Origin of the sequence: aff. Roholtiella sp. LEGE 12411 (genome assembly GCF_015206995.1) — a bacterium.
Lineage (GTDB): Bacteria > Cyanobacteriota > Cyanobacteriia > Cyanobacteriales > Nostocaceae > Komarekiella.
In genome coordinates this window covers 1-24,551 of record NZ_JADEXR010000041.1, presented here as the reverse complement: position 1 = coordinate 24,551, position 24,551 = coordinate 1, and the positions used below count along the sequence as shown (strand labels likewise).

The 24,551-nt window shown below is 41.2% G+C and carries 20 protein-coding genes; all 20 read left to right on the top strand.

The features are described from left to right. Position 1: 1 nt before the first annotated feature. The 20 genes from IQ246_RS11875 to IQ246_RS11780 all read left to right on the top strand — a co-directional run bounded on the left by IQ246_RS11875 (position 2) and on the right by IQ246_RS11780 (position 24,505). Complete coding sequence (locus tag IQ246_RS11875; RefSeq protein WP_194003214.1) at positions 2–610, top strand: LysR family transcriptional regulator; 609 nt, start codon at positions 2–4, stop codon at positions 608–610. Beyond that, complete coding sequence (locus tag IQ246_RS11870; RefSeq protein WP_194003212.1) at positions 603–1,307, top strand: cupin domain-containing protein; 705 nt, start codon at positions 603–605, stop codon at positions 1,305–1,307. Before IQ246_RS11875 ends, IQ246_RS11870 begins: the two co-directional genes overlap by 8 nt. Before the next feature lie 12 nt (positions 1,308–1,319). Next, positions 1,320–2,114: an SDR family oxidoreductase gene (locus tag IQ246_RS11865; protein ID WP_194003210.1), complete on the top strand. Its 795-nt coding sequence runs from the start codon at positions 1,320–1,322 to the stop codon at positions 2,112–2,114. Positions 2,115–2,221: 107 nt separating this feature from the next. Next, on the top strand, positions 2,222–7,075 hold the full coding sequence (locus IQ246_RS11860; RefSeq protein WP_194003208.1) for a non-ribosomal peptide synthetase: 4,854 nt from the start codon (positions 2,222–2,224) through the stop codon (positions 7,073–7,075). Positions 7,076–7,153: 78 nt separating this feature from the next. Continuing rightward, complete coding sequence (locus IQ246_RS11855) at positions 7,154–7,930, top strand: SDR family NAD(P)-dependent oxidoreductase (RefSeq protein ID WP_194003206.1); 777 nt, start codon at positions 7,154–7,156, stop codon at positions 7,928–7,930. 33 nt (positions 7,931–7,963) lie between these two features. Further along, entirely contained in the window at positions 7,964–9,736 is a 1,773-nt protein-coding gene (locus IQ246_RS11850) for an ABC transporter substrate-binding protein (protein WP_194003204.1), read from the top strand. Positions 9,737–9,805: 69 nt separating this feature from the next. Further along, entirely contained in the window at positions 9,806–10,780 is a 975-nt protein-coding gene (locus IQ246_RS11845; protein WP_194003202.1) for an isopenicillin N synthase family oxygenase, read from the top strand. A gap of 111 nt (positions 10,781–10,891) precedes the next feature. Next, a complete protein-coding gene (locus tag IQ246_RS11840) occupies positions 10,892–11,881 on the top strand; it encodes an isopenicillin N synthase family oxygenase (RefSeq protein WP_194003200.1) in 990 nt (329 codons plus the stop codon). 81 nt (positions 11,882–11,962) lie between these two features. Continuing rightward, positions 11,963–13,117 (top strand): hypothetical protein, encoded by a 1,155-nt coding sequence (locus IQ246_RS11835; protein WP_194003199.1) that lies wholly within the window; start codon positions 11,963–11,965, stop codon positions 13,115–13,117. Positions 13,118–13,151: 34 nt separating this feature from the next. Beyond that, a complete protein-coding gene (locus IQ246_RS11830; RefSeq protein ID WP_194003197.1) occupies positions 13,152–14,687 on the top strand; it encodes an MBOAT family protein in 1,536 nt (511 codons plus the stop codon). Between the two features lie 37 nt (positions 14,688–14,724). Continuing rightward, positions 14,725–15,441, top strand: coding sequence for a class I SAM-dependent methyltransferase (locus IQ246_RS11825; protein WP_194003195.1), 717 nt, complete (start codon positions 14,725–14,727; stop codon positions 15,439–15,441). Positions 15,442–15,552: 111 nt separating this feature from the next. Continuing rightward, on the top strand, positions 15,553–17,391 hold the full coding sequence (locus IQ246_RS11820; RefSeq protein ID WP_194003193.1) for a carbamoyltransferase: 1,839 nt from the start codon (positions 15,553–15,555) through the stop codon (positions 17,389–17,391). Between the two features lie 5 nt (positions 17,392–17,396). Further along, positions 17,397–17,804: an SxtJ family membrane protein gene (locus IQ246_RS11815; protein WP_194003191.1), complete on the top strand. Its 408-nt coding sequence runs from the start codon at positions 17,397–17,399 to the stop codon at positions 17,802–17,804. Next, positions 17,804–17,968: a DUF5989 family protein gene (locus IQ246_RS11810; protein WP_194003189.1), complete on the top strand. Its 165-nt coding sequence runs from the start codon at positions 17,804–17,806 to the stop codon at positions 17,966–17,968. The genes IQ246_RS11815 and IQ246_RS11810 overlap by 1 nt, the downstream gene beginning before the upstream one ends. A gap of 10 nt (positions 17,969–17,978) precedes the next feature. Beyond that, the gene (locus tag IQ246_RS11805; protein WP_194003187.1) at positions 17,979–19,268 is read left to right on the top strand and encodes an SGNH/GDSL hydrolase family protein; all 1,290 of its coding nucleotides are present in this window, start codon (positions 17,979–17,981) and stop codon (positions 19,266–19,268) included. A 57-nt stretch (positions 19,269–19,325) separates the two neighbouring features. Next, entirely contained in the window at positions 19,326–20,405 is a 1,080-nt protein-coding gene (locus tag IQ246_RS11800) for an SGNH/GDSL hydrolase family protein (RefSeq protein WP_194003186.1), read from the top strand. 22 nt (positions 20,406–20,427) lie between these two features. After that, entirely contained in the window at positions 20,428–21,399 is a 972-nt protein-coding gene (locus IQ246_RS11795) for a carbohydrate-binding protein (RefSeq protein ID WP_194003184.1), read from the top strand. Positions 21,400–21,455: 56 nt separating this feature from the next. After that, the gene (locus IQ246_RS11790) at positions 21,456–22,358 is read left to right on the top strand and encodes a carbohydrate-binding protein (protein ID WP_194003182.1); all 903 of its coding nucleotides are present in this window, start codon (positions 21,456–21,458) and stop codon (positions 22,356–22,358) included. Positions 22,359–22,462: 104 nt separating this feature from the next. Beyond that, positions 22,463–23,476 carry an isopenicillin N synthase family oxygenase gene (locus IQ246_RS11785; RefSeq protein WP_194003180.1) on the top strand — a complete coding sequence of 338 codons (1,014 nt, stop codon included), beginning with the start codon at positions 22,463–22,465 and terminating at the stop codon, positions 23,474–23,476. 75 nt (positions 23,477–23,551) lie between these two features. Further along, positions 23,552–24,505, top strand: coding sequence for an isopenicillin N synthase family oxygenase (locus IQ246_RS11780; protein ID WP_194003178.1), 954 nt, complete (start codon positions 23,552–23,554; stop codon positions 24,503–24,505). The last annotated feature ends 46 nt before the right edge of the window (positions 24,506–24,551 follow it).

The window sequence follows — 24,551 nt, the reverse complement described above, 5'->3', positions numbered from 1 at the left end:
TATGCTGAAGTTTTCGATTGAATTTCAACCTCCTATTCCTCCTGCAAAAACTTTGACTATAGGCACATTGGGCCCTAGTGGTACTAGTAGTGACTATGCTTCCAGCTATATAGTCCAACAATTAGAGTCTGAAAAATTGACTGGAAAAATTCAGTTATTTGATAGCTTTCCAGATGTCAAAAAAGCTTTGCTGCAAGACAAGGTAGATTTGGCTCTAGTTCCTCATGCATACCACCTGATTAATGAGTTTTATATGGAGCCCAATTTTGATTTAGGTTTCATTTTTATCTATCCTACTCCGGTTTATGGATTGGCTAAGAAGAAAAATACAGAGGTAGTTTTCAAAGGAGCTAGAATTGTTACCCATCCTGCACCATTACCTTTGTTGTCAAGACTCTTACCAAACTCTCAAGACCAATCAGAAATTCAGGTTGATTTGTCTCCTTCTACTAGCGATGCGGCAATTCAAGTACAGCAGGGTTTAGCTAATTTAGCTATTACTAATGCAAACGCTGTAGAAGCTTATGATTTAGAGTTTATTTCCACTTATGGAAAAATTCCTATGAGCTGGTCGATTTTTTATAAAAAAATAGCAGAAAGTCATGTCTAAATTTTTTCCAACACCCAAAAACACAAAAATTAATTCAGACGTAGAGTTAATAGCTTATGAATGTCAAGACACGCTTTTGCAATTAGTCTATCTAGCTCCAGGAGCTAATTTTGCACTACATGAACATCTAGAAAGTCAGATGGGTATGATAATTTCTGGCCGTTTAGAAATGAACGTCAACGGAATAAAAAAAATTATTGAACCGCTGCAACAAGCCTATGTTGCCAATGCTTATATTCCTCACGGTTCTGTAAATATTTTTCCAGAAACAGCACTTGTATTCGATGTAAAACGGATCATAAATTCATTAAAATCGGAAAAAACTGACGAAGAATTTATCACAGTATCACCTAAAAAAGATGAAATTACTGGCTTTCCATGCCAATCTATAGTTGCTTCTTGGTTCGAGATTGCAATTACTGAAATTCCGCCAGGAGGGACAATCCCAATACAGCAATCTGATAGCGAACAAATGGGAATAATTCTAAATGGTCAGTTGATGATGTCTGTGGGAGAAGAACAGCAGCAACTAAAATATGGTAGTATTTATTACGCACCATCTAATATCTTTTGTAGAGGATATAATTCCTCTGATGAAGCAGTATCTTTGGTTAAAATTTTGATTCCGCCTCTTGCTAATTTATTGGAACAAAATGCTTATTTGAGTGAAATAACTGCGCGGCTAACTACAACCTAGAGGACTATTAATATGGATTTAGGACTAACAGGAAAAGTAGCTTTAGTGACAGGAGCTAGTGCTGGCATTGGTTATGCCATATCCCAAAAACTGGCAGCAGAAGGCTGTAATTTAATAATTTGTGGAAGAAACACAGACCGATTAGAACAGGCTTATCAAAGTCTGGTGAATTTACCAGCAAAAATCATCACTTTCTCGGCTGATGTGCAAAAGGCAACTGACTCTGAAAAATTAACTCAGAATGCTCTCAATCAATTTGGGAAAATTGACATTTTAATCAATAACTCAGAAGGGGCAAAATTTAGTGGTGCGGCGATAGAAACTTTATCAGATGAAGATTGGAGAGATGTTTTTGAACGGAAATTGCTAGGTTACATCCGCATGACCAATCTGGTTTTACCTACCATGAAAAGTCAGAAATGGGGACGAATTGTCAATATTATTGGCACATCCGGGAAAGAACCTTCCTCTCGTTTAATTAAATCAGGAGTGGCGAATGCAGCATTAATTAATTTTACCAAATCTGTAGCTACGGAAGTTGCCAAATGGAATGTGTTAGTTAACTCTGTTAACCCCGGTATTATTGATACACCAAGACATAGAGAATATTTAGAAATATTTGCTCAAAAAGAAAACCGAAATATTGATGCGATCGCACAAGAAATAGATAACACCATTCCTGTAGGTCGTCGCGGACTTTCTAGTGAAGTTGCCAATTTAGTTGCTTTTCTAAGTTCAGAATGCGCTAGTTATATCACTGGTGTAACTATTTCAGTCGATGGTGGATTGTCTACAGCAGCTTTTTAGTAACAAACATTTTCTCTAAATATAAATAAACGAACCGCTTTCATATTAAAATTGCGTTTTTCTCTCTGCGGTTAATTAACAAAATATATATTACAAGAAACACAGCAATGATAGCTATACAAAATCAAAATAAAACTAAAGATATTGAAGCCATCTACCCTCTATCGCCAATGCAGCAGGGGATGTTATTTCATACTCTTTATCAGTCAGAATCAAGAATATATTTTGAGCAGTTTCGCTTCACTGTTCATGGCGAGCTAAACAAGAGTGCGTTTGAGCAAGCTTGGCAACAAGTAGTGCAGAGACACTCGGCTTTACGGACTCTTTTTGTTTGGAAGAATCGTAAACAACCAGTTCAAGTAGTGCGTAAACAGGTTAATTTACCTTGGATTAATATCGACTTGCGTTTGCTCTCAACAGAGGAACAGCAAACACAAATTAATTCTTTCTTAAACACAGATAGAGAGCAAAGTTTTGAACTTGACAAAGCTCCCTTGATGCGCTTTGCTTTATTTCGGTTAGCAGACCAGACTTATCATTTTGTCTGGAGCTTTCATCATATATTGCTTGATGGTTGGAGCTGGCCGATTCTCTTCAAAGAAATCTTTGCTTTTTACGAGTCCATCAACAATGGTCAACAGTTATATTTAACTCCACCTCGCCCTTATCGAGACTACATTAATTGGTTGCAGCAGCAAGACTTGTCTAGTGCAGAAAGATTTTGGCGGCGAACCCTTGAGGGTTTTACTGCTTCTACCCCTTTAGTTGTGGAACAAGCAACAGGGCAGATTGCTCACCAGCAGCAAACTACTTATATTCGACACCAACATCTATCAGCCGAGGCAACTGCTACCTTAAAATCTTTTGCCCAACAACATCATCTCACCGTTTCTACCTTAGTGCAGGCAGCTTGGGCGTTGTTACTGAGTCGCTACAGTGGTGAGTCTGACGTGTTGTTTGGGGCTACAGTGTCTGGTCGTCCTCATAACTTATCTGGCGTAGAGTCGATGGTGGGGTTATTTATTAACACCCTACCTGTACGGGTAAAAATTCCTGAGACAACCGATTTGTTGCCTTGGCTGGCGCAATTGCAACAAGAGCATGTAGAACGAGAGCAGTATTCATATAGTTCACTGGTAGATATTCAAGGTGTGAGTGAGATTCCTCGGAATCAACCTTTGTTTGAAAGCATTGTCGTGTTTGAAAATTATCCTGTAAACGCAACCTTGCAAGCACTTCCAGGAAATTTAAGCATAAGCGATCGCCAAGCTCTCGGAGAAACCAATTATCCCTTAACCGTGGTGGCAATTCCCGGTGAAGAACTGGTAATCAAAATCAACTACGATCGCAATCGCTTTGACGCAGATACCATTGACCGCATGATTGGTCATTTGCTCACGCTGTTACAGGGGATTGTTGAGTTACCTCATCGCAGTGCAGGCGAACTACCGCTACTCACACCAGCAGAACAAGATTTACTGTTAGTAGAGTGGAACGCTACCCAAGCCGCCCAACCCATCAATTATTGCATCCATCAATTATTTGAGCAGCAAGTCGAAAAAACACCCGAATCTGTGGCGGTGGTATATGACAAACAACAATTGACCTACCGAGAATTAAACCAACGCGCCAATCAACTAGCCCATCATCTGCAACGTCTGGGTATCAAACCAGATGTACCCGTAGGAATTTGTCTGGAACGTTCATTAGAGGCAGCAGTTGCCATATTAGGAACCCTCAAAGCTGGAGGCGCTTGTGTTCCCCTTGACCCTACCTATCCCCCAGAGCGTTTAGCATTTATGCTGGGGGATACTTGTGCAACCGTCGTATTGACCCAAGCTAGTTTAAAGTCATTACTGCATGGCAAATTTGCTCATCATCTCATTGTGTTAGATGATGATTGGGACGATATTGGCGATGAATTGGAGTTCAATCCGCAAGTTGAATTAAAAGCTGATAATTTAGCTTACATAATCTACACTTCTGGGTCTACAGGAACTCCTAAAGGTACTCTCGTCCCCCATCGATCGCTCACCAATTTAATAGAACACCATCAGGCGAAGATGGCAACAGGCGTTGGTGTTCTCCAGTTTGCCTCCCTAAGCTTTGATGTCAGCTATCACGAAATGTTTGCGGCGTGGGGTTTGGGTGGCACACTATATATGATTGGCGAAAGCGATCGCAAGGATTTAGATCAATTAATTCAGTTACTTGCATTTGAACCAATTGCCAAAGTTTTTCTTCCCGTCACCTTATGGCAACAATTAGCAGAAATATACGGAGAAGAAGAACATCTATTTAAGAACATTAGAGAAGCGATCGCCTGTGGTGAACAACTCCAGATTACGCAACCAATGATTAAGCTGTTTCAGCGTCTGGAGAATTGTAGACTCTATAATTTCTATGGCCCCACGGAAGCAGATTTAGTCACAGCTTATACTTTTAGCAACCAACCAGAAGAATGGCCTATTTATCCCCCAATTGGTAAGCCTGCGGTTAACGTGCAAGTTTATCTATTGGACTGCAATCGCCAACCCGTCCCAATCGGCGTTCCTGGGGAACTCTACGTTAGCGGTGATGGTTTAGCTCGTGGCTACCTCAACCGCCCAGATTTGACAGAGCAAAAATTTGTCCCAAATCCCTTTTACAATTCAAAATTATATAAAACTGGCGACTTAGCTAAATATTTACCAGATGGCAACATCGAATTTTTAGGACGGATAGACGATTTAGTAAAAGTCCGGGGTTTTCGGGTTGAACTTGGCGAAGTTGAAGCAATCTTGAGCAAACATCCCCAAATTAATCAAGCAGTGGCTAAGGTGTTTGGGCAAAGTGCCAGAGAAAAATATTTAGTCGCTTACTTCGTACCAATTCAAGGACAGACAGTTACCGTCGAACAGTTGCGTACTTTTCTTCAAGACCAGTTGCCAGAATACATGATTCCATCGGCTTTTGTGCAAATGGAGTCTTTTCCCCTGACCCCCAATGGTAAAGTTAACCGTCGCGCTTTAAGCGAACCAACAACCAGCCGACCAGAATTAGCTCAAACTTTTGTTGCACCCCGGACTCCCACGGAAGAAATTTTGGCAGGTATTTGGAGGGATGTTTTGGGGCTAGAACAAGTTGGAATTTATGACAACTTCTTTAATTTAGGAGGACATTCTTTACTTGCTACCCAGGTGATTTCTCTGACACGCAAAGCATTTAAGATAGAATTGCCTCTACGAAGTTTATTTGAATCTCCGGCGATCGCTAGTTTCGCTCGAACAGTCGAGGCAGCTATTGGGCAAGAACTTTTGCAGGAAATCATCCCATTAAAAGCCGTCCAGCGTGACTACTTACTACCCATCTCCTTAACTCAATTAGAGTTTTGGTTTTTCGAGCAATTCTATCCTGGCAATCCTGTTTACAACTTGCCGCTAGTTTATCGCGTCACGGGTTCGCTAGATGTGAAGGCGTTAGAGCATAGTTTAAGAGAAATTGTGCGTCGGCACGAAACCCTGCGAACTACATTTAAGGTTGAGAACGGACAAGTGGTGTATGCAATTTCCCCTGAGCCTGTCTTTGACTTCGCCGTAATAGACTCACAAGACATCCCGGAAACGGAAGCGAAACGACAAGCTGAGAAAGAAATTAAGCAGCCTTTCGATTTGGCGCGAGGGCCGTTATTGCGGAGTAAACTTTGGCGTTTGAGTGAAACCGAGCATTTGCTCGTAGTCACTACACACCATATTGTTGCCGACGGTTGGTCTTTTAGCGTGTTAACCCAAGAACTGGCAACTTTTTACGAGGCTTTTTCTCAGAGTGAACCCTCACCCCTAAACGAATTACCCATCCAATATGCAGACTTTGCCCATTGGCAACGACAATGGTTACAAGGGCAAGTTTTAGAATCACAGATGCAATTCTGGAAACAACATTTAGGTGTTACCCCTCCAGTCTTGAAACTACCAACTGACCATCCACGCCCATCAGTGCGAACCTTCACAGGTGCGCGTCAACCGTTGGTAATCTCCAAAGACTTAACCAAAGCACTCAAAACCTTGAGTCAGCAAGAAGGCGTAACCCTATTTATGACCTTGTTAGCAGCACTCAAGACATTACTTTTCTGCTACACAGGACAACCAGACATCATCGTTAGCAGCACTGTTGCCAATCGTACCTGCCCGGAAACAGAAGGACTAATTGGTTTCTTTGTCCACTTACTGCCATTTTGCACCAACTTAGAAGGCAATCCCAGCTTCCGCGAACTACTGCGACGGTTGCGGGAAGTAGCTTTAGGAGTGTATGCACATCAGGAAATGCCCTTCATCAAACTAGTAGAAGAACTGCAACCAGTTAGAGACTCTAGTTACACATTGCTAGCTCAGGTAATGTTTGTCTTCCAAAACACTCCAGAAGATGATTTAAAACTGGCAAATTTGACTTTGAAAGAGGAGTTCATTGCAACGGATACCAAAGACACAGCAGAGTTTGATTTAAATCTGACACTCCAGGAAACATCAGAGGGAATTGAAGGCACTCTAGTCTACAAAACCGATTTATTTGAAGCTGCTACTATTGCCAGAATGATTACGATATTTCAAACTTTGCTGGAATATATTGTTACCAATCCTGACCAACGTCTTAGTGAACTTCCTTTTTTATCTGAAGGAGAAAATTTACCGATTCAAAATTCCAAATTACCAGTAACGACGAAAATTTATCATAATAATTTTGCTGAACCTACCAACCCTACAGAAGAAATCGTGTTGGCTATTTGGAAAGAGGTTTTAGAGCTAGAAGACATCAGTACTCAAGATAACTTCTTTGAACTTGGGGGACATTCCGCTCTTGTTCTACAAGTCATATACAAATTACAAAAAGCTTTGCAAGCAGATTTACCCTTAGTTTCCCTGTTTGAAAAACCTACCATAGTTCAGCAAGCAGACACTATCCGCAATTTAATAAAAAGTTTATAGGAATCTTAAAATGAATTGTGAAAATTATTTTATAGAATTCATTTTAAAACCCCTCTAATTCAAACTAGAAAAACAATTGTGAAATCCTCCCTTTTCGATCTAACAGGTAAAGTTGCCATTATCACAGGCTCCGCACGAGGCATAGGTAGAGCAATAGCTCAAGGATTAGCATCTGTAGGCACAAAAGTTGTAATTGCCGATATCAAAGAGCCGGAATCAGAAAAAACTGCACAAATGATTCAAGCAGATGGAGGCGAAGCGATCGCCATTCCCACCGATGTCAGAAATCGCCAAGATTGTTTACGCCTAATTGAGCAAACTGTAGCGCACTATCACAGACTCGACATTATGGTGTGTAATGCCGGCATTGACATCATCAAATCGGCGGCTGACTTAGAAGAATTAGAGTGGGATAACATCATCAACGTCAATTTGAAGGGATACTTTCACTGCGCTCAACTGGCGGCACTACAAATGATCGAACAAGGCATAGGCGGCTCAATTATCATGAACTCTTCCATCGGGAGTGTAGTGGGAATCAACGGCTCGGCGGCTTATACAGCAGCCAAAGGAGGAGTAAATTTACTAGTGCGATCGCTTGCTCTGGAATGGGCAGATCATCAAATTCGTGTCAATGCTTTTGCTCCTGGCTATATCGACAACATCATGGAAGGTACTGAAACATTTCAGCGATCGCCACAAGAGGATCAACAACATCTAAGTGCTGTGATTCCTATGCAGCGACGCGGTAAACCAGAGGAACTCATCGGCCCAGTGATATTTCTCGCGTCTGAGGCAGCTTCTTATGTAACGGGGGCAGTTTTGATGGTGGATGGGGGATACAGCGCCATGTAGGGCAGGTACAAGAAGTTTCTCAAGAACACAACTATGCGAAGATTGATCACATTTACCGCTATCCGCCGTCGGCAATCGCCACTTTTACTAGGATTTATCCTGGCGTTTGTCCTAGTTAGTTGTGTCCAAACTAACTTGCTCTACAAAGCAGTAGCCGGATCTCAAATCATTGTTAGTAGTTCTATTGAACCCAATACCTTTAACCCTCAGTTGATGGAGCAGGGAGTCGGGATTTTGACTTACCTTTATGAAGGTCTAATTCGTGAAAATGGTCGAGGAGAAATTGAACCAGCATTAGCGCGATCGTGGGAGATTTCTGAAGACCAAAAGCAAATTATTTTTACCCTGAGAAAAGGACTGAAATGGTCAGATGGTGAACCGCTGACTGCCGATGATGTAGTATTTACTTATAAAGATATTTATACGAATATCGCCATTCCTTCTTATGCAAAAGATTTTTTACAAATAGGTAAAACTCGCAGTTTTCCTACAGTGAAGAAACTGGATAATTGGCGGGTTGAATTTACCCTTCCAGAACCTTTTGCCCCCTTTATTCGCACAACAAAACTAGAAATTTTACCCGCTCACATCCTGCGATCGTCCATCAATACGAAAGACTCCGCAGGTAGACCGTTATTCCTTTCAACCTGGGGTACAGATACTCCACCCAACCAAATTATTAGTAACGGTGCTTATAAATTAGAATCATACATTCCAGGTGAGCGGATAACCTTTCGCAAAAATCCCTATTACTGGCGTAAAGATGCTCAAAGTCACACTCAGCCTTATATTGATCGCATTATTCAAAGCACGGTCAGTAATAATGATACGGCGTTAATCCAATTTCGTTCTGGAAGTCTTGATTTTATTGATGTAAATCCTAATTATTTTTCATTATTGAAACGAGAAGAAAAACAGGGAGAATTCACAATTTATAATGGCGGTTCTCAAACAGGAACCACAGCTATGATGTTTAATTTGAATACAGGACGCAGAAATGGTAAGCCTCTAATTGATCCTATTAAATCTCGCTGGTTCAATACAGTGGCATTCCGCCAAGCGGTTGCTCATAGCATCAATCGTCCGCGTATGCTCACCAATCTCTTTGGGGGGATAGGAGCACTACAAAATTCGCCCATCGCAGTGCAAAGTCCTTACTATCTTTCTCAAGAAACAGGTTTACCAGTCTACGACTATAACCCTCAGAAGTCAAAAGCGTTACTTCTCAAAGCAGGTTTTCGATACAACAATCAAGGTGAGTTATTCGATGTCGATGGGAATCGAGTCCGATTTACGCTCACCGCTAATGTTGGTAATAAGGTGTTGCAAAACATGGCTCCACTGATTCAAAACGATTTGAACCAGATAGGAATCCAGGTAGATTTGAATTTGATTGCAGTCGGCTTAGTTGTAGACAAATTAACAAATCGTCTGGATTGGGATTGTCAGATTATTGATGGTTTCCCAATGACGGTAGAACCCAACGAAGCAGTAAATATTTGGTCTACTAAAGGGAACTGGCATTTTTTTAATCGCCAACCCCAAGCCGGACAAATGCCGATTACTGGACAGCAGGTAGCAGATTGGGAACAAAAGATTGATGATCTCTACATTCAAGGTGCAGCAGCAAATGAAGCACAACGCCAGCAGATTTATGCAGAAACTCAACAGCTTAGTCAGGAATATTTGCCGTTTATTTATTTAGTGAACTCATTATCAATGGTGTCCGTGCGAAATCGTATTCAGGGGGTGAAACACTCTGCTTTACAAGGAACATTTTGGAATGTTTATGAATTGAAAATTTAGATCCCCAACTTCTTAAAGAAGTCAGGTATCTGGACACCGCGCAGAATTACGAAGAGGAATTTTTTACCAATGAACCCAATCAAAGAACGTGAACCCCAAATAATTGTTTCCACACCGATTCCGATGATTGATTTCCATCCGTTTATAGTCGGTGATACCGCTACCAAGCAAGCAGTTGCCGATCGCATTTCGTCTGCTATTCAAGAAACTGGATGTTTTTACCTCGAAAATTGTGTACCTCAGGGCTTGGTTGAGCAAGTTTTTGCTCAAGCACAGGCTTTTTTCGCACTACCAGAGGAGGAGAAAAATCAAGCAAAACTGTTTCCTGGAACAAGTCGAGGCTACGTTGCTCGTGGAAAAGAGCGGGTATTACTGGAAGCATTCAATTATGGTTTAGATGTTGCACCAGCTGAAGCGGATGGAACTCACCAGAGGTTTGGTGAACCAAATCAATGGCCTGAAAACCAAACAGAGTTTCGCCAAACCCTATTGGAATTTTTTACAACTTGTCGTGATGCGTCCTTTAGTATTTTACAAGCACTGGCGATCGCCTTAAAAATACCAGAGTCCTACTTTACCGATTTCCATCTAGAACGCAACTTCAACACCTCCATCAATCACTATCCACCTTTACAGGAAACTCTTTCCCCTGGCGAAACTCGGTTTGCTGAACATACAGATTACGGCAGTATTACTTTAATATTTCAAGATGAGACGGCTGGGCTAGAAGTTTGCACCAATGCAGGGGAATGGGTTGCAGCGCCCTACCTCCCTGGTAAAACTCTGGTTATTCTTGCAGATTTAATGCAGCGCTGGACAAACGACAAGTTTCCCGCCACCAAACATCGAGTTCCCCTACCCTCCAAATTCCCTAGTAATCCCAGGTACTCGATTATCTATTTTGAATCTCCCGATTATGATGCCGAAATTACTTGCTTAGAAAATTGCATCAAGGCAAATGCAACTCCCAGCTATCCACCAATTCGTACCCATGAATATATCAATCAAGTCGCTACAGGAAGCTATACATCTGAAAAACAATAGGTATCTCCGACAAAAAATGTAGAGACGTAGCAGTGCTACGTCTCTACTCAATTTGGCAACGCCGGATTTTAGACAACGCATAATTAATTTCCTTTTTAGAAATTTTTAACGATGATCTCAACCAACGAACTTTCAAAAAAATCTATTGTTTCAACGCCGATTCCCCTCATTGACTTCCATCTATTTTTAGTGGGTGACACGGTTGCTAAAGAATTAATTGCCAATCAAATTGTCAGTGCTTTACAGGATATGGGATGTTTCTACCTAAAAAATCATGATATCAGCGCAACTCTAATTGCTCAAACCTTTGCTCAAGCCAAGCATTTTTTTGCACTGCCGTTAGAAGAGAAAAAGCAGGTAGCTTTAACAGAAAAGTGTCACCGAGGATATATCCCTATGGGGATGTCAAGCATACTCAGCGAACAATTTTACTTTGGTAGGGAAATGAACCCAGAGGAATTGGATGCACTAGATCATCCTTTTCACCAACCTAACCAATGGCTGCAAAATCAACCGGAATTTCATGAAGTGATGTTGCAATTCTTCGCAGCTTGTCACGCAAGTGCGCTGAAAGTCCTTGAAGCCTTAGCCATTGCTTTGAAACTGCCAGAATCTTATTTTACCAAATTGCATTCTGAGCAAAATCATGCAATGGGTTTGCATCACTATCTTGGTGCATCTGAACCTGCCAAAACCCAAAACATTCGCCTGGGAGAACATACAGATGGAAATACTATCACTTATGTGTTTCAACATGAGGTAGAAGGGTTGGAAATTTGCACCAAAACTGGAGAGCGAGTTCCAGTTCCCCTGATTCCTGATACGGTTGTTGTGATGGCAGGAGAAATTTTACAACGATGGACGAACGATAAAGTTTATGCCACAAAGCACCAAGTTAAAATACCGTATGCATCCCAATCCATCCAACCAAGATACTCCTTTGCTTTTTTTGCTTCTCCTAATAATGATGCCGAAATTGCCTGTCCTGAGAGTTGTTTAGGTGCAAATGAAACTGCAAAGTATCCACCCATTCTGACAAGCGAGTTTTACACCCAAAGAAATAATAAAAATACATCGATTTTAATTTCTTCTGAAGATTAGACTTTTGGCAAAAGTTATAATTTTATATTTTCTCTCTGCGTAAGGCAAAAATAAAGTGTTTATTCTCAAGGCAACCTGACAATGAATGTAGATATTTTAAAAAAAATAGTGCCAAAACCACTAATTATGTTTGGTTATAGCTTGGTTTTTCTGCTTGCTTTGATTTCGACGGCTGGATTAATCAATACAGTTTTACCATCTTCTGGTACTCCTCAAAATCTTGATGACATCAGTGTTAAATTCCAATATTTTACTGAACACAAAGATGATTATAATGTTATTTTTTTGGGGCCAAGTACCACATATCAAGGAGTTACACCCAAAGTCTTTGATGAAACAATGGCAGAGAATGATAAGAAGATCAGATCTTTCAATTTTGGTATATTGGCGGCAAATGTAGCTGAAATGGATTTCTACTTGCAAAAAATTCTAGCTTTAAAACCAGCAAAATTAAAATGGATATTTTTAGATTGTTTGGATAACATTTACATGGAAGAAGCACCGAATTCAGCTAAAAATGTTTACTGGCATACTCCTATAAAAACGATAGAGAATTTTAAATTAATCGCAGAATCAACCTATAGTTTTAAAGATAAGATTAGCGGATATTATGCAAATTCAATAAGCTTTCTCCATCGATGGCTAGGGATTGGTTATTTTTCTAATTATTGGCAGCCAAAATTAGATCCATTATCCAAAAGAATAACTGGTGAAAAATTACTACAGGAAGCTGGATATTACGCAATGGATTGGCTGAAAAATAGTGAAGAGTGGAAAAAAACTTTTCAATTGAATTACTTGCAGAGTTATAAAATTAGATTAAAGCAAGCAAAATTAGGAGTTTTGGATCGAGAAAATACATCTGTATATCCACTCGATTCTTATGCGCTTAAAATTATTAAAAAGATGATTTATAGAATTGATAGTCAAGAGGAGATAAACAAAATTAAAGTTGAACCTATCTTTTTTATTCCTCCAATTCTAGATTCTGATGGGGACCATTCTGCTATTATGAGAGCTTACGATTTAGGACATATTTCGACCATATTGGCTTTTAATAATCCCAATACTTTCGCCACTCTCTATGACATTGAACGCCGAGCTGATGCTAGGCATTTAAATCACCAAGGCGCTCAAGAATTCACACGCGCTTTGGCTGCAAAGTTTTCTGAACATCTTAAGTTATCTCAAAAGGAAATATATAATCAACAGCCTATATCTATAAGTCAGAATTGATTTGGTAGAAGTTAATTCACCCATTATAATAAATATGGTTTTTACAGAATTTCGTTTTCTCTTTTTCTTTATTCTTATTTTCTGCGTCTACTGGGCTTTACAGAAACACAATCATCGTAAAACCTGGTTGCTAGCCTGTAGTTATATTTTCTATGGTGCTTGGGATTGGCGTTTTCTTTCCCTGCTTTTACTTTCTACAGTTGTTGATTACTTTGTCGGTTTGATGCTATATAGACCACAGGTAGATTGTTCAACAGTAGGACAAGAAATTAAAATTAGCGAAGCAGTAGATAGAGAAAAAACTAAGAACGGATGGATAAACACATTTTCTTGGGATGCACTACTAAATGAACCCCTAAATCAGCCGCAGCGCCAAGCATGGTTAGCACTCAGTTTAGTAGTAAATCTAGGATTATTAGGATTTTTTAAGTACTATAACTTTTTCGTTGATTCTGCCTCAAACTTATTAACTTTTTTGGGATTACCTATTAGTATTAAAACCCTTGCAATCATTCTTCCAGCAGGCATTAGTTTTTACACATTTCAAACTCTGAGCTATTCAATTGATGCGTATCTGGGTAAACTCAAACCTGTTAGAAGTTTTTGGGATTTTTCTCTATTTGTATCTTTTTTCCCTCAATTAGTTGCGGGCCCCATTGTCCGCGCATCTACTTTTTTACCTCAACTACTAACCCCGAAAAGTTTAAACGAGGTTGATTTTCGAGGATGTTTAACGCTTTTTCTGGTGGGATATTTTAAGAAAGCTTGTATTTCGGATAATCTCTCTCCATTGGTAGACCAGTATTTCACGAATCCAGAGATTTATACCGCCTTAAGTTGTTGGATTGCTGTTATTTCTTTCGTTATACAAATATACTGCGACTTTTCTGGCTATTCAGATATGGCGATCGCCTGTGCAGGTTTACTTGGATACAAGCTACCTCTCAACTTTAATTTTCCCTACTTTTCCAGCAATATCACTCAGTTATGGCAACGTTGGCACATTACCCTCTTCACCTGGCTGCGAGACTATATTTATACCCCTTTGATGAAAATGCGACCAAAAGATCAACGCACAGAACTCTTTAGGTCTAGAAATCTTCTCATTCTGATGCTTACCTCTGGATTCTGGCATGGTGCGGCTTGGCATTTTGTCGTTTGGGGGGGATTGAATGGCATTGCTTTAATTGTTCACAAGCAATGGTCATCCTGGATTGCTCCCTATAAACGATTGTTGCCACTGAGAAATATGCTAGGCATCCCCCTGACATTTTACTGGTTTTGTGCCTCTGCAATCTTCTTTCGGAGTAACGATCTAGCAACTGCTATACAAGTAGAAAAATCTTTTGTATTCCTGAATTCTCCTGGATCTCAAAATCTAGATATTCAAATTGGATGGATTTTTATACCTTTAATTGTGATGCATTGGGCAACCTATAAAGGTTGGTTTGCGGACTGGTGGCAGAAAATTCCTAAATGGAGTTTTGCGGTTTTCTATGGAGTGTTAGTTTCAACAATACTTCGGTTTGCAGCAATCAGTCCTCAACCCTTTGTCTACTTTCAGTTTTAGTAACCGTTAGCAATAAACTTTTTTAAAATTAAAAACTATGAGCAAGGATAGCATTCTACATCCCATCAAATCTTTCTTGAACCATCTGTCATTTAATTTACAATATGAATTGATGCTTTTATCGTTTCGAGGCAAAAATAGAAAGGAAGTTTTTAATGATATATATTATCGTAATAGGTGGGGCGATCGCGAATCTGTTTCTGGCAGAGGTTCTAATATTCAGCAAACATTAGTTATTCTCAAAAAATTACCAGCTTTACTGGAGAAACTCAATATCAAAACAATGCTCGATGCTCCTTGTGGAGATTTCTATTGGCTAAAAGAAGCACAATTAAATCTAGAAAAATATATTGGATGTGATATCGTTGCCGATTTAATTACCGACAATCAACGTCTTTATGGTAATGAGACTAGAGATTTTATTGCTATTGATTTAGCAACAGATACACTCCCTCAAGTCGATTTGATTTTCTGTAGAGATTGTCTAGTACATCTCTCATTTAAAGATGCTCTTGCTGTAATTAAAAACTTTAAAAAAAGCAATTCTCAATATCTTTTAACTACAACTTATCCAGGAATTCTTGAAAATAAAGATATTGTTACAGGTGATTGGCGAGCAATAGATTTACAATTACCTCCGTACAAATTTCCAGATATGCTCGAAATCATTGATGAAGAAACGACTGAAAGACAAGACTATAAACAAAAGAGTTTGGGTCTATGGAAATTGAGCGATATAGGGAATAGGGAATAGGGGATAGGGAATAGGGAATAGGGGATAGGGGATAGGGAATAGGGAATAGGGGATAGGGAGTAAAAATTTACTAGTTTTTGAGAGAAACAAATAGGAGTTTTATATAAAAAAATGCGTATTCTGGGAATTTCAGCTTATTACCACGATAGTGCCGCCGCCTTAGTTGTTGACGGTGACATTGTTGCTGCCGCTCAAGAGGAGCGTTTTTCCCGTAAAAAACATGATGCGAGATTTCCCAAAAGTGCGATCGCCTACTGTCTGAAACAAGCTGGTATTGTATTGACACAAGTAGACCAAATCGTTTTTTACGATAAGCCATTAGTTAAATTTGAGCGGCTACTGGAAACCTATCTCGCCTACGCGCCCAAGGGATTGGCTTCCTTTATTGCCGCTATGCCAGTTTGGTTAAAGGAAAAGCTTTATCTAAAAACGCTCTTAAAAAGGGAACTGGCGACCCTTGGAGATTGCAAAAGAACGCAATTGCCCCAACTTTTGTTTACTGAACATCACCAAGCTCACGCCGCTTCTGCCTTTTTTCCCAGCCCCTTTGAACGGGCGGCGGTGCTGTGCCTGGATGGGGTAGGAGAATGGGCAACCACCTCCGTTTGGTTGGGAGAAGGACATCAACTAACTCCTCAATGGGAAATTGATTTTCCCCACTCTTTAGGGTTGCTCTATTCTGCCTTTACCTACTACACAGGTTTCAAGGTCAACTCTGGGGAATACAAACTCATGGGTTTAGCGCCCTACGGTGAACCCAAATATGTAGACCATATCCTTAACCATCTCTTGGATCTCAAGGAAGATGGAACCTTTCGGTTGAATATGGACTACTTCAACTACACCACGGGGTTGACCATGACCACCCCGAAATTCCATACGCTGTTTGGCAGTCCGCCCCGTGAAAGTGAGGGTAAATTAACCCAACGAGAGATGGATTTAGCTCGTTCTATCCAATACGTTACCGAGGAAGTCGTTTTGCGTTTGGCAAGAACGGTAAAGAAGGAACTGGATACAGACTATCTTTGTTTAGCCGGCGGAGTTGCCTTGAATTGCGTCGCCAATGGTCGAATTTTGCGAGAAACAGATTTTCGAGATATTTGGATTCAACCCGCCGCTGGAGACGCAGGGGGGGCAGTTGGGGCAGCATTAGCTATTTGGCATCAATATCATGATAAGCCTCGTTTTCCCCAGGATGGGGATGCTATGCGGGGTGGCTATCTAGGCCCTAGTTTTGGGGAAACAGAAATTCGTGAATATCTCCAGTCTGTAAATGCGCCCTATCAATACCTAGAAGATGATAAACTCATGCCTCATCTTGCCGAAATTCTAGAGCAAGAGCATGTCATCGGTTGGTTCTCTGGACGGATGGAGTTTGGCCCACGGGCGTTAGGCGGTCGCTCGATTATTGGTGATCCTCGCAGTCCCAAAATGCAATCGGTGATGAACCTGAAAATTAAATACCGTGAATCCTTCCGTCCTTTTGCCCCTTCCGTCTTAGCAGAACAGGTTTCCAATTACTTTGAGCTTGACCGTCCTAGCCCTTATATGCTTTTGGTTGCACCCATCAAAGCTGAACTACGGATTTCCATGACAAAAGAGCAGGAGGAGTTGTTTGGTATTGAAAAGTTAAACGTGAAGCGATCGCACATTCCTGCCATCACCCACGTAGATTACTCGGCTCGGATTCAAACGGTTCATCAGCAAACCAATCCTCGATACTATGAACTGCTGCGACATTTTCAGGCAAAAACGGGTTGTGCAGTTTTGGTAAACACATCATTTAATGTTCGAGGTGAACCGATTGTGTGTACCCCAGAAGATGCCTATCGCTGTTTTATGAGAACAGAGATGGATTATTTAGTGCTGGAGAACTTTATCCTTGCCAAATCTGATCAACCCCAGATCCACAAAGATGAATCTTGGAAAACAGAATTTGAATTAGATTAACGCTGATGAACGAAATACGAGAACTTGATCGCAAAGGACTACGGGATTTTGGACTGCTTGGCGGTGCGATCGCAGCTGGTTTATTCGGTAGTCTACTGCCCCTGCTCCACCATGAACCTTTACCCATTTTACCTTGGTTGATTGCCACCATCCTTTGGGTTTGGGCACTTATAGCCCCCGCAACCCTCAATGGTATTTACCAAATTTGGATGAAGATTGGCCTAGTTTTAGGCTGGATTAATACGCGCATCATTCTAGGCATTGTTTTCTATGCTTTATTGATGCCAATGGGTTTAGTGATGCGGGGTGTGTTCCATCAAGACACAATGAAAAGAAAGTTAGATGCTGATTTAGCAACCTATCGCGTTATCGCTCAAGTAAAACCTAGAGAAAGAATGGAGAAACCTTTCTAATGTTTGAAACAACACAAGACTTCCTCAAAGATTTATGGGGCTTTCTGAAAGAACGCCAAAAATTCTTCCTGCTTCCACTCATCGTTACACTATTGCTTTTAGGTATCCTGATTGTCTTCGCACAAACATCCGTGCTAGCACCCTTTATTTACACGTTATTTTAAGGAATGTAACGTGACAACATCATTAAAGGGTTGGGTAAAGGTAACGCTGAGCCTCGGTTTGCTGCTCGGCGGGATTTTCTTCGGGTTGGCTGTCGTTGAAATTGGCTTACGCATTGCCGGGATTGAGTTTAACACATTTTATACCGTTGATCAACACAGAGGTTGGGCAGGACGACCTGATGCAGCTGGGTGGGTTCGTGACGAAGGAGAAGCTTATGTTCAATACAATAGCGAAGGTTTTCACGACCGAGAACATCCGCAGGTTAAGCCAGAGAACACCTTTCGCATTGCCTTGCTGGGAGATTCCTTTACAGAAGCTGTGCAAGTGCCGCAAGCACAAGGAATTGCAGCAGTCATCGAACGTGAACTGAAAGATTGTCCTACCTTAGCAGGTCGTGACGTGGAAGTGATGAACTTCGGCGTGAATGGTTATGGAACCGATCAACAACTAATCTCCTTACAGCAAAAGGTCTGGAACTATTCACCAGATCTCGTACTTCTGAATTTCTATACTGGCAACGATGTGATCAACAACTCCCGCACTCTCACCGAAAAAATGGTGAGTAACACTGCTATGGATAATAGCGCCCTCATGAAACCCTATTTTATCGATCAAGAAGGTGATTGGGTGGTTGATGACTCATTTGTGAATATGGACATCTATCGCTCACAGAAGTCATGGTGGCATCAGGCTTATCTCCAAATTCAAGACCACTTGCGGATTTTACAAGTTCTAAAGCAACTAAAATATGCTTTGCCACTTCCTCGTCAAGATAACGAAAAACAAGACCCCCAGTTGGCAACCAAACCTGCAAAACTGTCTCCGTTAACTGACCATGAATGGCAAAATGTCTGGAAGCAAACAGAATGGCTTGTCTACAACACCGCTACTGATCCTGAATGGCAAAAAGCATGGCAACTAACAGAAGGACTAATTCGCTTAATACATGATGAGGCGATCGCCAAGAAAGCGAATTTTGCTGTGGTGACGCTAACAACTGCCCTCCAAGTTAATCCCGATCCTAACGTGCGTCATGCTCAGGAGGTATCAGGGCTAACAGATTGGTTTTACCCAGAAAAGCGGATAACAGCGTTAGGAGAACAAGAAGGTTTTACCACGATCAATCTAGGACAACCTTTTCAGGCGTATGCGGAAGAGAATAACGTTTGCTTACACGGGTTTGATAATACTTTTCCCTGTGATGGGCATTGGAATGCTTTAGGACATCAGTTAGCAGGAGAAATTGTGGCTAAAACACTCTGTCAACAGGGATTGACCAAAATAATTACTAATTCGTAATACTCGCCTTTGGCGAGAAGCAAGCTACGTAATTCGTAATTAAAAGAGTTAAGATTCATGCAAAAAATAAAGCCTTGGCTACAAAATTTATTTCTCATGTTGGCTGGAGTTATGGTTGGTCTGTTGCTCGTTGAGACTTTTGCCATTAGTACGGGAGTTGCTGTTCCCCAAAAGTCCAAGGCGCAAATTTTTTATCAATTTATTCAACCGGATGCTCAATTAGGCTACAAGCCGAAATCAAACCTGAAGGACTTTAAAACTGTTTGGCAAGAAGCAAAAGTTACAGAAGTTGCTAATACAGATAGTTATGGATTTCGGAATTTAAGAAAAGATTACACCAAATCCAACTTGTATTTTATTGGAGATTCATTTACATGGGGGCAATGGGTCAGTGAGGAAAAAACATTTCCCCGGCTTATTGAATCAGAATTGAAACAATCAGTAATTAACTTAGGTGTTCCTGGTTATTCTTTTGCCCAATATGAAACATTATTTAATGATTTTATAGCTAAATATAAACCTAATACAGTAATCTTATCTATAGTTGCTAATGACTTGACTAATTATTCAGCGGATATTGGTCAAAAGATATACAATACTCTTAAAGAAAGAAGTTATTCACCTTGGTATGAAAAAAGTTTTTTGTACCAGTTTGTGTTGAAAAATAACAAAAAAAGCTTGCATTTACCTATCTCTAGAGAAGCAGAGAATGGTTTAACTCTATTTAATTTATCGCTGGCGCAACCTGAATCAGGTGTTGGTGTAGATAGCGATTATTTAACATCTGATGCTGTTGTAAAAGTAGAAGCGGCATTATCACGCATCATTAACTTGACCAAAGAAAATCAAGTTAAGCTGTTTGTTTTTCTTGTACCTTCAAAAGAATCAGCATATATCAACGATTACGCCCAGCTATTTCCTGATGATGTAACTTTGCTGAAAAATGAAGAAATTGGGTATCAACGATTATGTGATATCGCTAAATTAAAAGAGGTAACTTGTGTCAATTTAACTGATGATTTTAGAAAAAATAGTCAGCAAGAAAAGCTTTACTTTGATATCGATGGTCATTGGAATCCTGCGGGACATCAACTAGCCACTAAGGTAATTTTAAAAAGTCTAAGAAATAATTCGTAATTAATTCAGGTTATAAGTTTTTATGACAATAAGCCAAACAACTACAGAGGAAATATCTAACGAGATGCCGACAGTAGAAATGGAACCTCTAGATGCTTCTCGACGTATTCCCTATCCTCCACCAACCCCATATCCAATGATGGGTGCTGCTTCAACAGAAGAGATGCCATCTTTTGCAATGGATGGAGTAAATCTTGGGGGTTACTCTCAGTATGGTGTTGCTGCTACTTCTGAGGCAGAAAATCGGCTAGATGTCTTTACCATTGGTAAGGATAGCGCTATGTACTATAAAAAGTGGGATGGCTCAATCTGGAGTGATTGGGAAAGGCTGGGGGGCTACTGTATTTCTGCACCAGTTGCGGTTTCTAGAGGCGAGAACCGGATTGATACTTTTGTGATTGGGGGCGATCGCTCCGTCTACTACAAGTACTGGGATGGCTCAACCTGGAGTGATTGGCTAAATCTTGGGGGCTACTCTCAGTTTGGTGTCGCAGCTGCTTCTTGGGCAGATAATCGGCTGGATCTTTTTATTGTCAACTGGGATGGAGCCATGTACCGCAAGTATTGGGATGGCTCAATTTGGAGTGATTGGGAAAAAATTGGAGGCTACTGTATTTCCACGCCAGCTGCGGTTTCTAGAGGAGAGAACCGGATTGACACCTTTGCTTTGGGTAGCGATCGCGCCATATACCACAAGTGCTGGAATGGCTCAAACTGGGTTGGTTGGGAAAAACTCGGTGGCTACTCCCAGTACGGTGTCACTGCTGCTTCTGGATCTGAGAATCGGCTAGATATTTATATCATCAGCCGTAATGGTGCAGTGTACCACAAGTACTGGGATGGCTCAAACTGGGTTGGTTGGAACAATCTCGGTGGCTACTCTATTGCTGCACCGGCTGCGGTTTCTTCGCAATCAAACCGCGTTGATACCTTTGTTCTCGGTAGCGATCGCGCACTATATCACAAGTGGTACAGCGTAGTGGAAAAATTCTAATTCAAAAACGCTTTAGTTAAGGAACCGCAAAGAACGCAAAGGAAGAAAAGAGTCCAATGACAATAAGCTATTCAACTACCGCAGCAATCGGTATGCCATTTCCGGCAATGAGTCCTGCTTCAACAGCAGATATGCCAACATTTTCCACGGATGGGGAAAATCTAGATGGATACTGTCAGTATGGTGTAACAGCCGCTTCTTGGTCAGAAAATCGGCTAGATATCTTGATCACCGCTAGTATTGGCCCTCTATGGCATAAGTGGTGGGATGGCTCAACTTGGAGCGATTGGCAAAGACTCGGTGGTTATTGTATTTCCTCACCATCTGCGGTTTCTTGGGGGCTGAACCGCATTGACACCTTCGTTTTGGGTAGCGATCGCGCTACATACCGCACATGGTGGGATGGTTCAAAGTGGAGTCGTTGGGAAAACCTTGGTGGGTACTCTCACTATGGTGTCGCCGCCGCTTCTGGTGGTGAGAATCGGCTAGATATTTTTACTGTTGGCATTGATGGCGGGATGTACCACAGGCGTTGGAATGGTTCAGCCTGGGATGAGTGGAATAATCTTGGAGGTTACTGTCTTTCTGCACCAGCTGCGGTTGCTCGCGGGACAGACTGCATTGATACCTTTGTATTAGGGGGAGATGGCGCGATTTATCACAAGGGGTGGAATGGCTCAGCTTGGAGTGGTTGGGAAAACCTGGGAGGATATTGCCAATACGGTGTCGCCGCCACTTCTACTGCTGTAAATCGGCTTGATATCTTTACTGTTGGCTGTGATGGTGCAATGTACCGCAAGGTATGGGATGGTTCAACCTGGAGTGATTGGGATAATCTCGGTGGATATTGTACTTCTGCACCGACTGCGGTTTCTCGGAATCCTAATTGTATTGACACCTTTGTTGCGGGTGGCGATCGCGCAGTTTACCACAAGTGCTACGTAATACTTGTGAGTTAATGCGTGATGAATAATTCATTTTCTCTAAAAGCTTTTCTATCTGTACAGAAACGCTAACTATTACCCAAGAGATAATCATCTATATTTTTAGGAATTTTTTAACGATGACTTCAATCAACGAACTTGCAAAGCAAACAACTGTTTCAACACAGATACCGATTATTGACTTTCATCCATTTATTGTGGGTGATACCAATGCCAAAACAGCAGTTGCTAACCAAATTTCTCATGCTATTCAAGAGGTGGGCTGTTTTTACTTAAAAAATGGTATCTCCCAAACTTTAATTGACCAAGCCTTTGCTCAAGCCGAAAGATTTTTTGCACTCCCATTAGAGGAGAAACAGAAAGTAGCCTCAGCAGTAACCGGGCGTAGTCGAGGATACATCCCATTTGAGAAAATGTTCATTGGTAATCAACCAGGACAGTTACATGAGTCCTTTAGTTTTGCTAATGAACTTGACTCAAATAAAGCCGAGGTTGACAGTTATGCAGAGGCGTTGGATGTTCCTAATCAATGGCCGCAAAATCCGCCAGAGTTTAGTCAAGTTTTGCAGCAATTTTTCCAAGCTTCCCAGGAATGTGCTTTGAGTGTGCTAGAAGCATTGGCGATCGCCTTACAATTACCAAGTTCCTATTTTACCGATTTACATTCTCAGCAAAACCACGCCGGGGTTTTCAATTATTATCCCAATATCTCCCAGGCTCCAAAAATAGGACAAACTCGCTTTTTTGAACACACTGATTTGGGTAGCATCACCTTGCTGTTTCAGGATCAAGGAGGAGGGCTAGAGGTATACACACCTCAAGGAGAATGGCTCACCACTTCTTCAGTTCCTGGTACAGTTTTGGTCATGCCGGCAGATATGATGTCCCGATGGACAAATGATAAATTTTGCGCTGCACCTCATCGAGTTTCAGTCCCGAATGATTTCCAAGCGGTTAAAGAAAGGTACTCATTTAGCTTTTTTGTGATTCCTGATTACGATGTGGAAGTTACTTGTCTAGAAAGTTGCTTAAAAGCAAATGAATCTCCCAAATATGCCCCAACTTTTGTCGGCGATCATCTTCTGAATAGAACCAATGACCGAGCCACAAAATACGGGCGTAGTGGTTCGTAGTGAGCGATAAATCGCTCAAATTTAAGGACTAAAGTCCTGACTACAAACTTATTTTACTTCACCGACTTTCAACTTATGAACTCCATTAAAGAACTTGAACAACAATCTGCTATTTCAACGCAGATTCCCATCCTTGATTTTCATCAGTTTACTGCCGATCAAGTATTGCAGGCAATTCAAGAGGTTGGCTGCTTTTATCTGAAAAATTGTGTCCCCCAAAATGCAATTGATCAAGCCTTTACTAAGGCTAATGGCTTCTTTGCGCTACCAGAGGCAGAAAAAAGACAACTCGCCTGGAAGGATGGCGCGGCTCTGGGATACTTTTACACTAAATATAATGGTGACTTTCGGGAGGCTTTCGTATTTGGAGAAGCCGTTTTAACAGATCGTATAGATACAGATTCCTCTGTGGTGCAGCAGGTTCATCAACACCTGGAACAGCATCCCGCTTTTCGTGATGCTGTTCAGCAATTATTTACAGCTTGTCATGACGCAGGCGATCGCATCCTCAAAGCGATGGCCATGGCCTTAAACTTACCCGAATCTTATTTTAGCGATCGCCACCCTCAACAAGCAGACTACGGGCTTTTACACCGCTACTATGAGGTATCTGAACCTCCACAACCTGGAGAAGCACGCTTTGAGGAACATACAGATTGGGGCAGTCTTTCCTTGCTCTTTCAGGATGATAATGGTGGGTTAGAGGTCTGCACTAACGCCGGAGAATGGATTGCTGCGCCCCCACTCCCTAACACACCCATAGTCTTTATCGCAGATGTCATGCAGCGATGGACAAACGATAAACTACCTGCTACCAAACATCGGGTACTTATGCCAGCTAATGCCCGTAGTCTTCCAGAAAGATACTCTTTAGCTTTCTTTCTGTCTCCTGGCGATGATACAGAAATTGCCTGTATTGAGACTTGCTTAAATGCTGGTGAATCTCCTAAATACCCGCCAATGTTAACCAAGGAATTTTACCAGCAGAAAACTGAAGATTTGGCAAAAAGGTTTAACGGTTCTAAATGAAAGGGCATTGGGCATTGGGAATGGGGCATGGGGCATGGGGCATGGG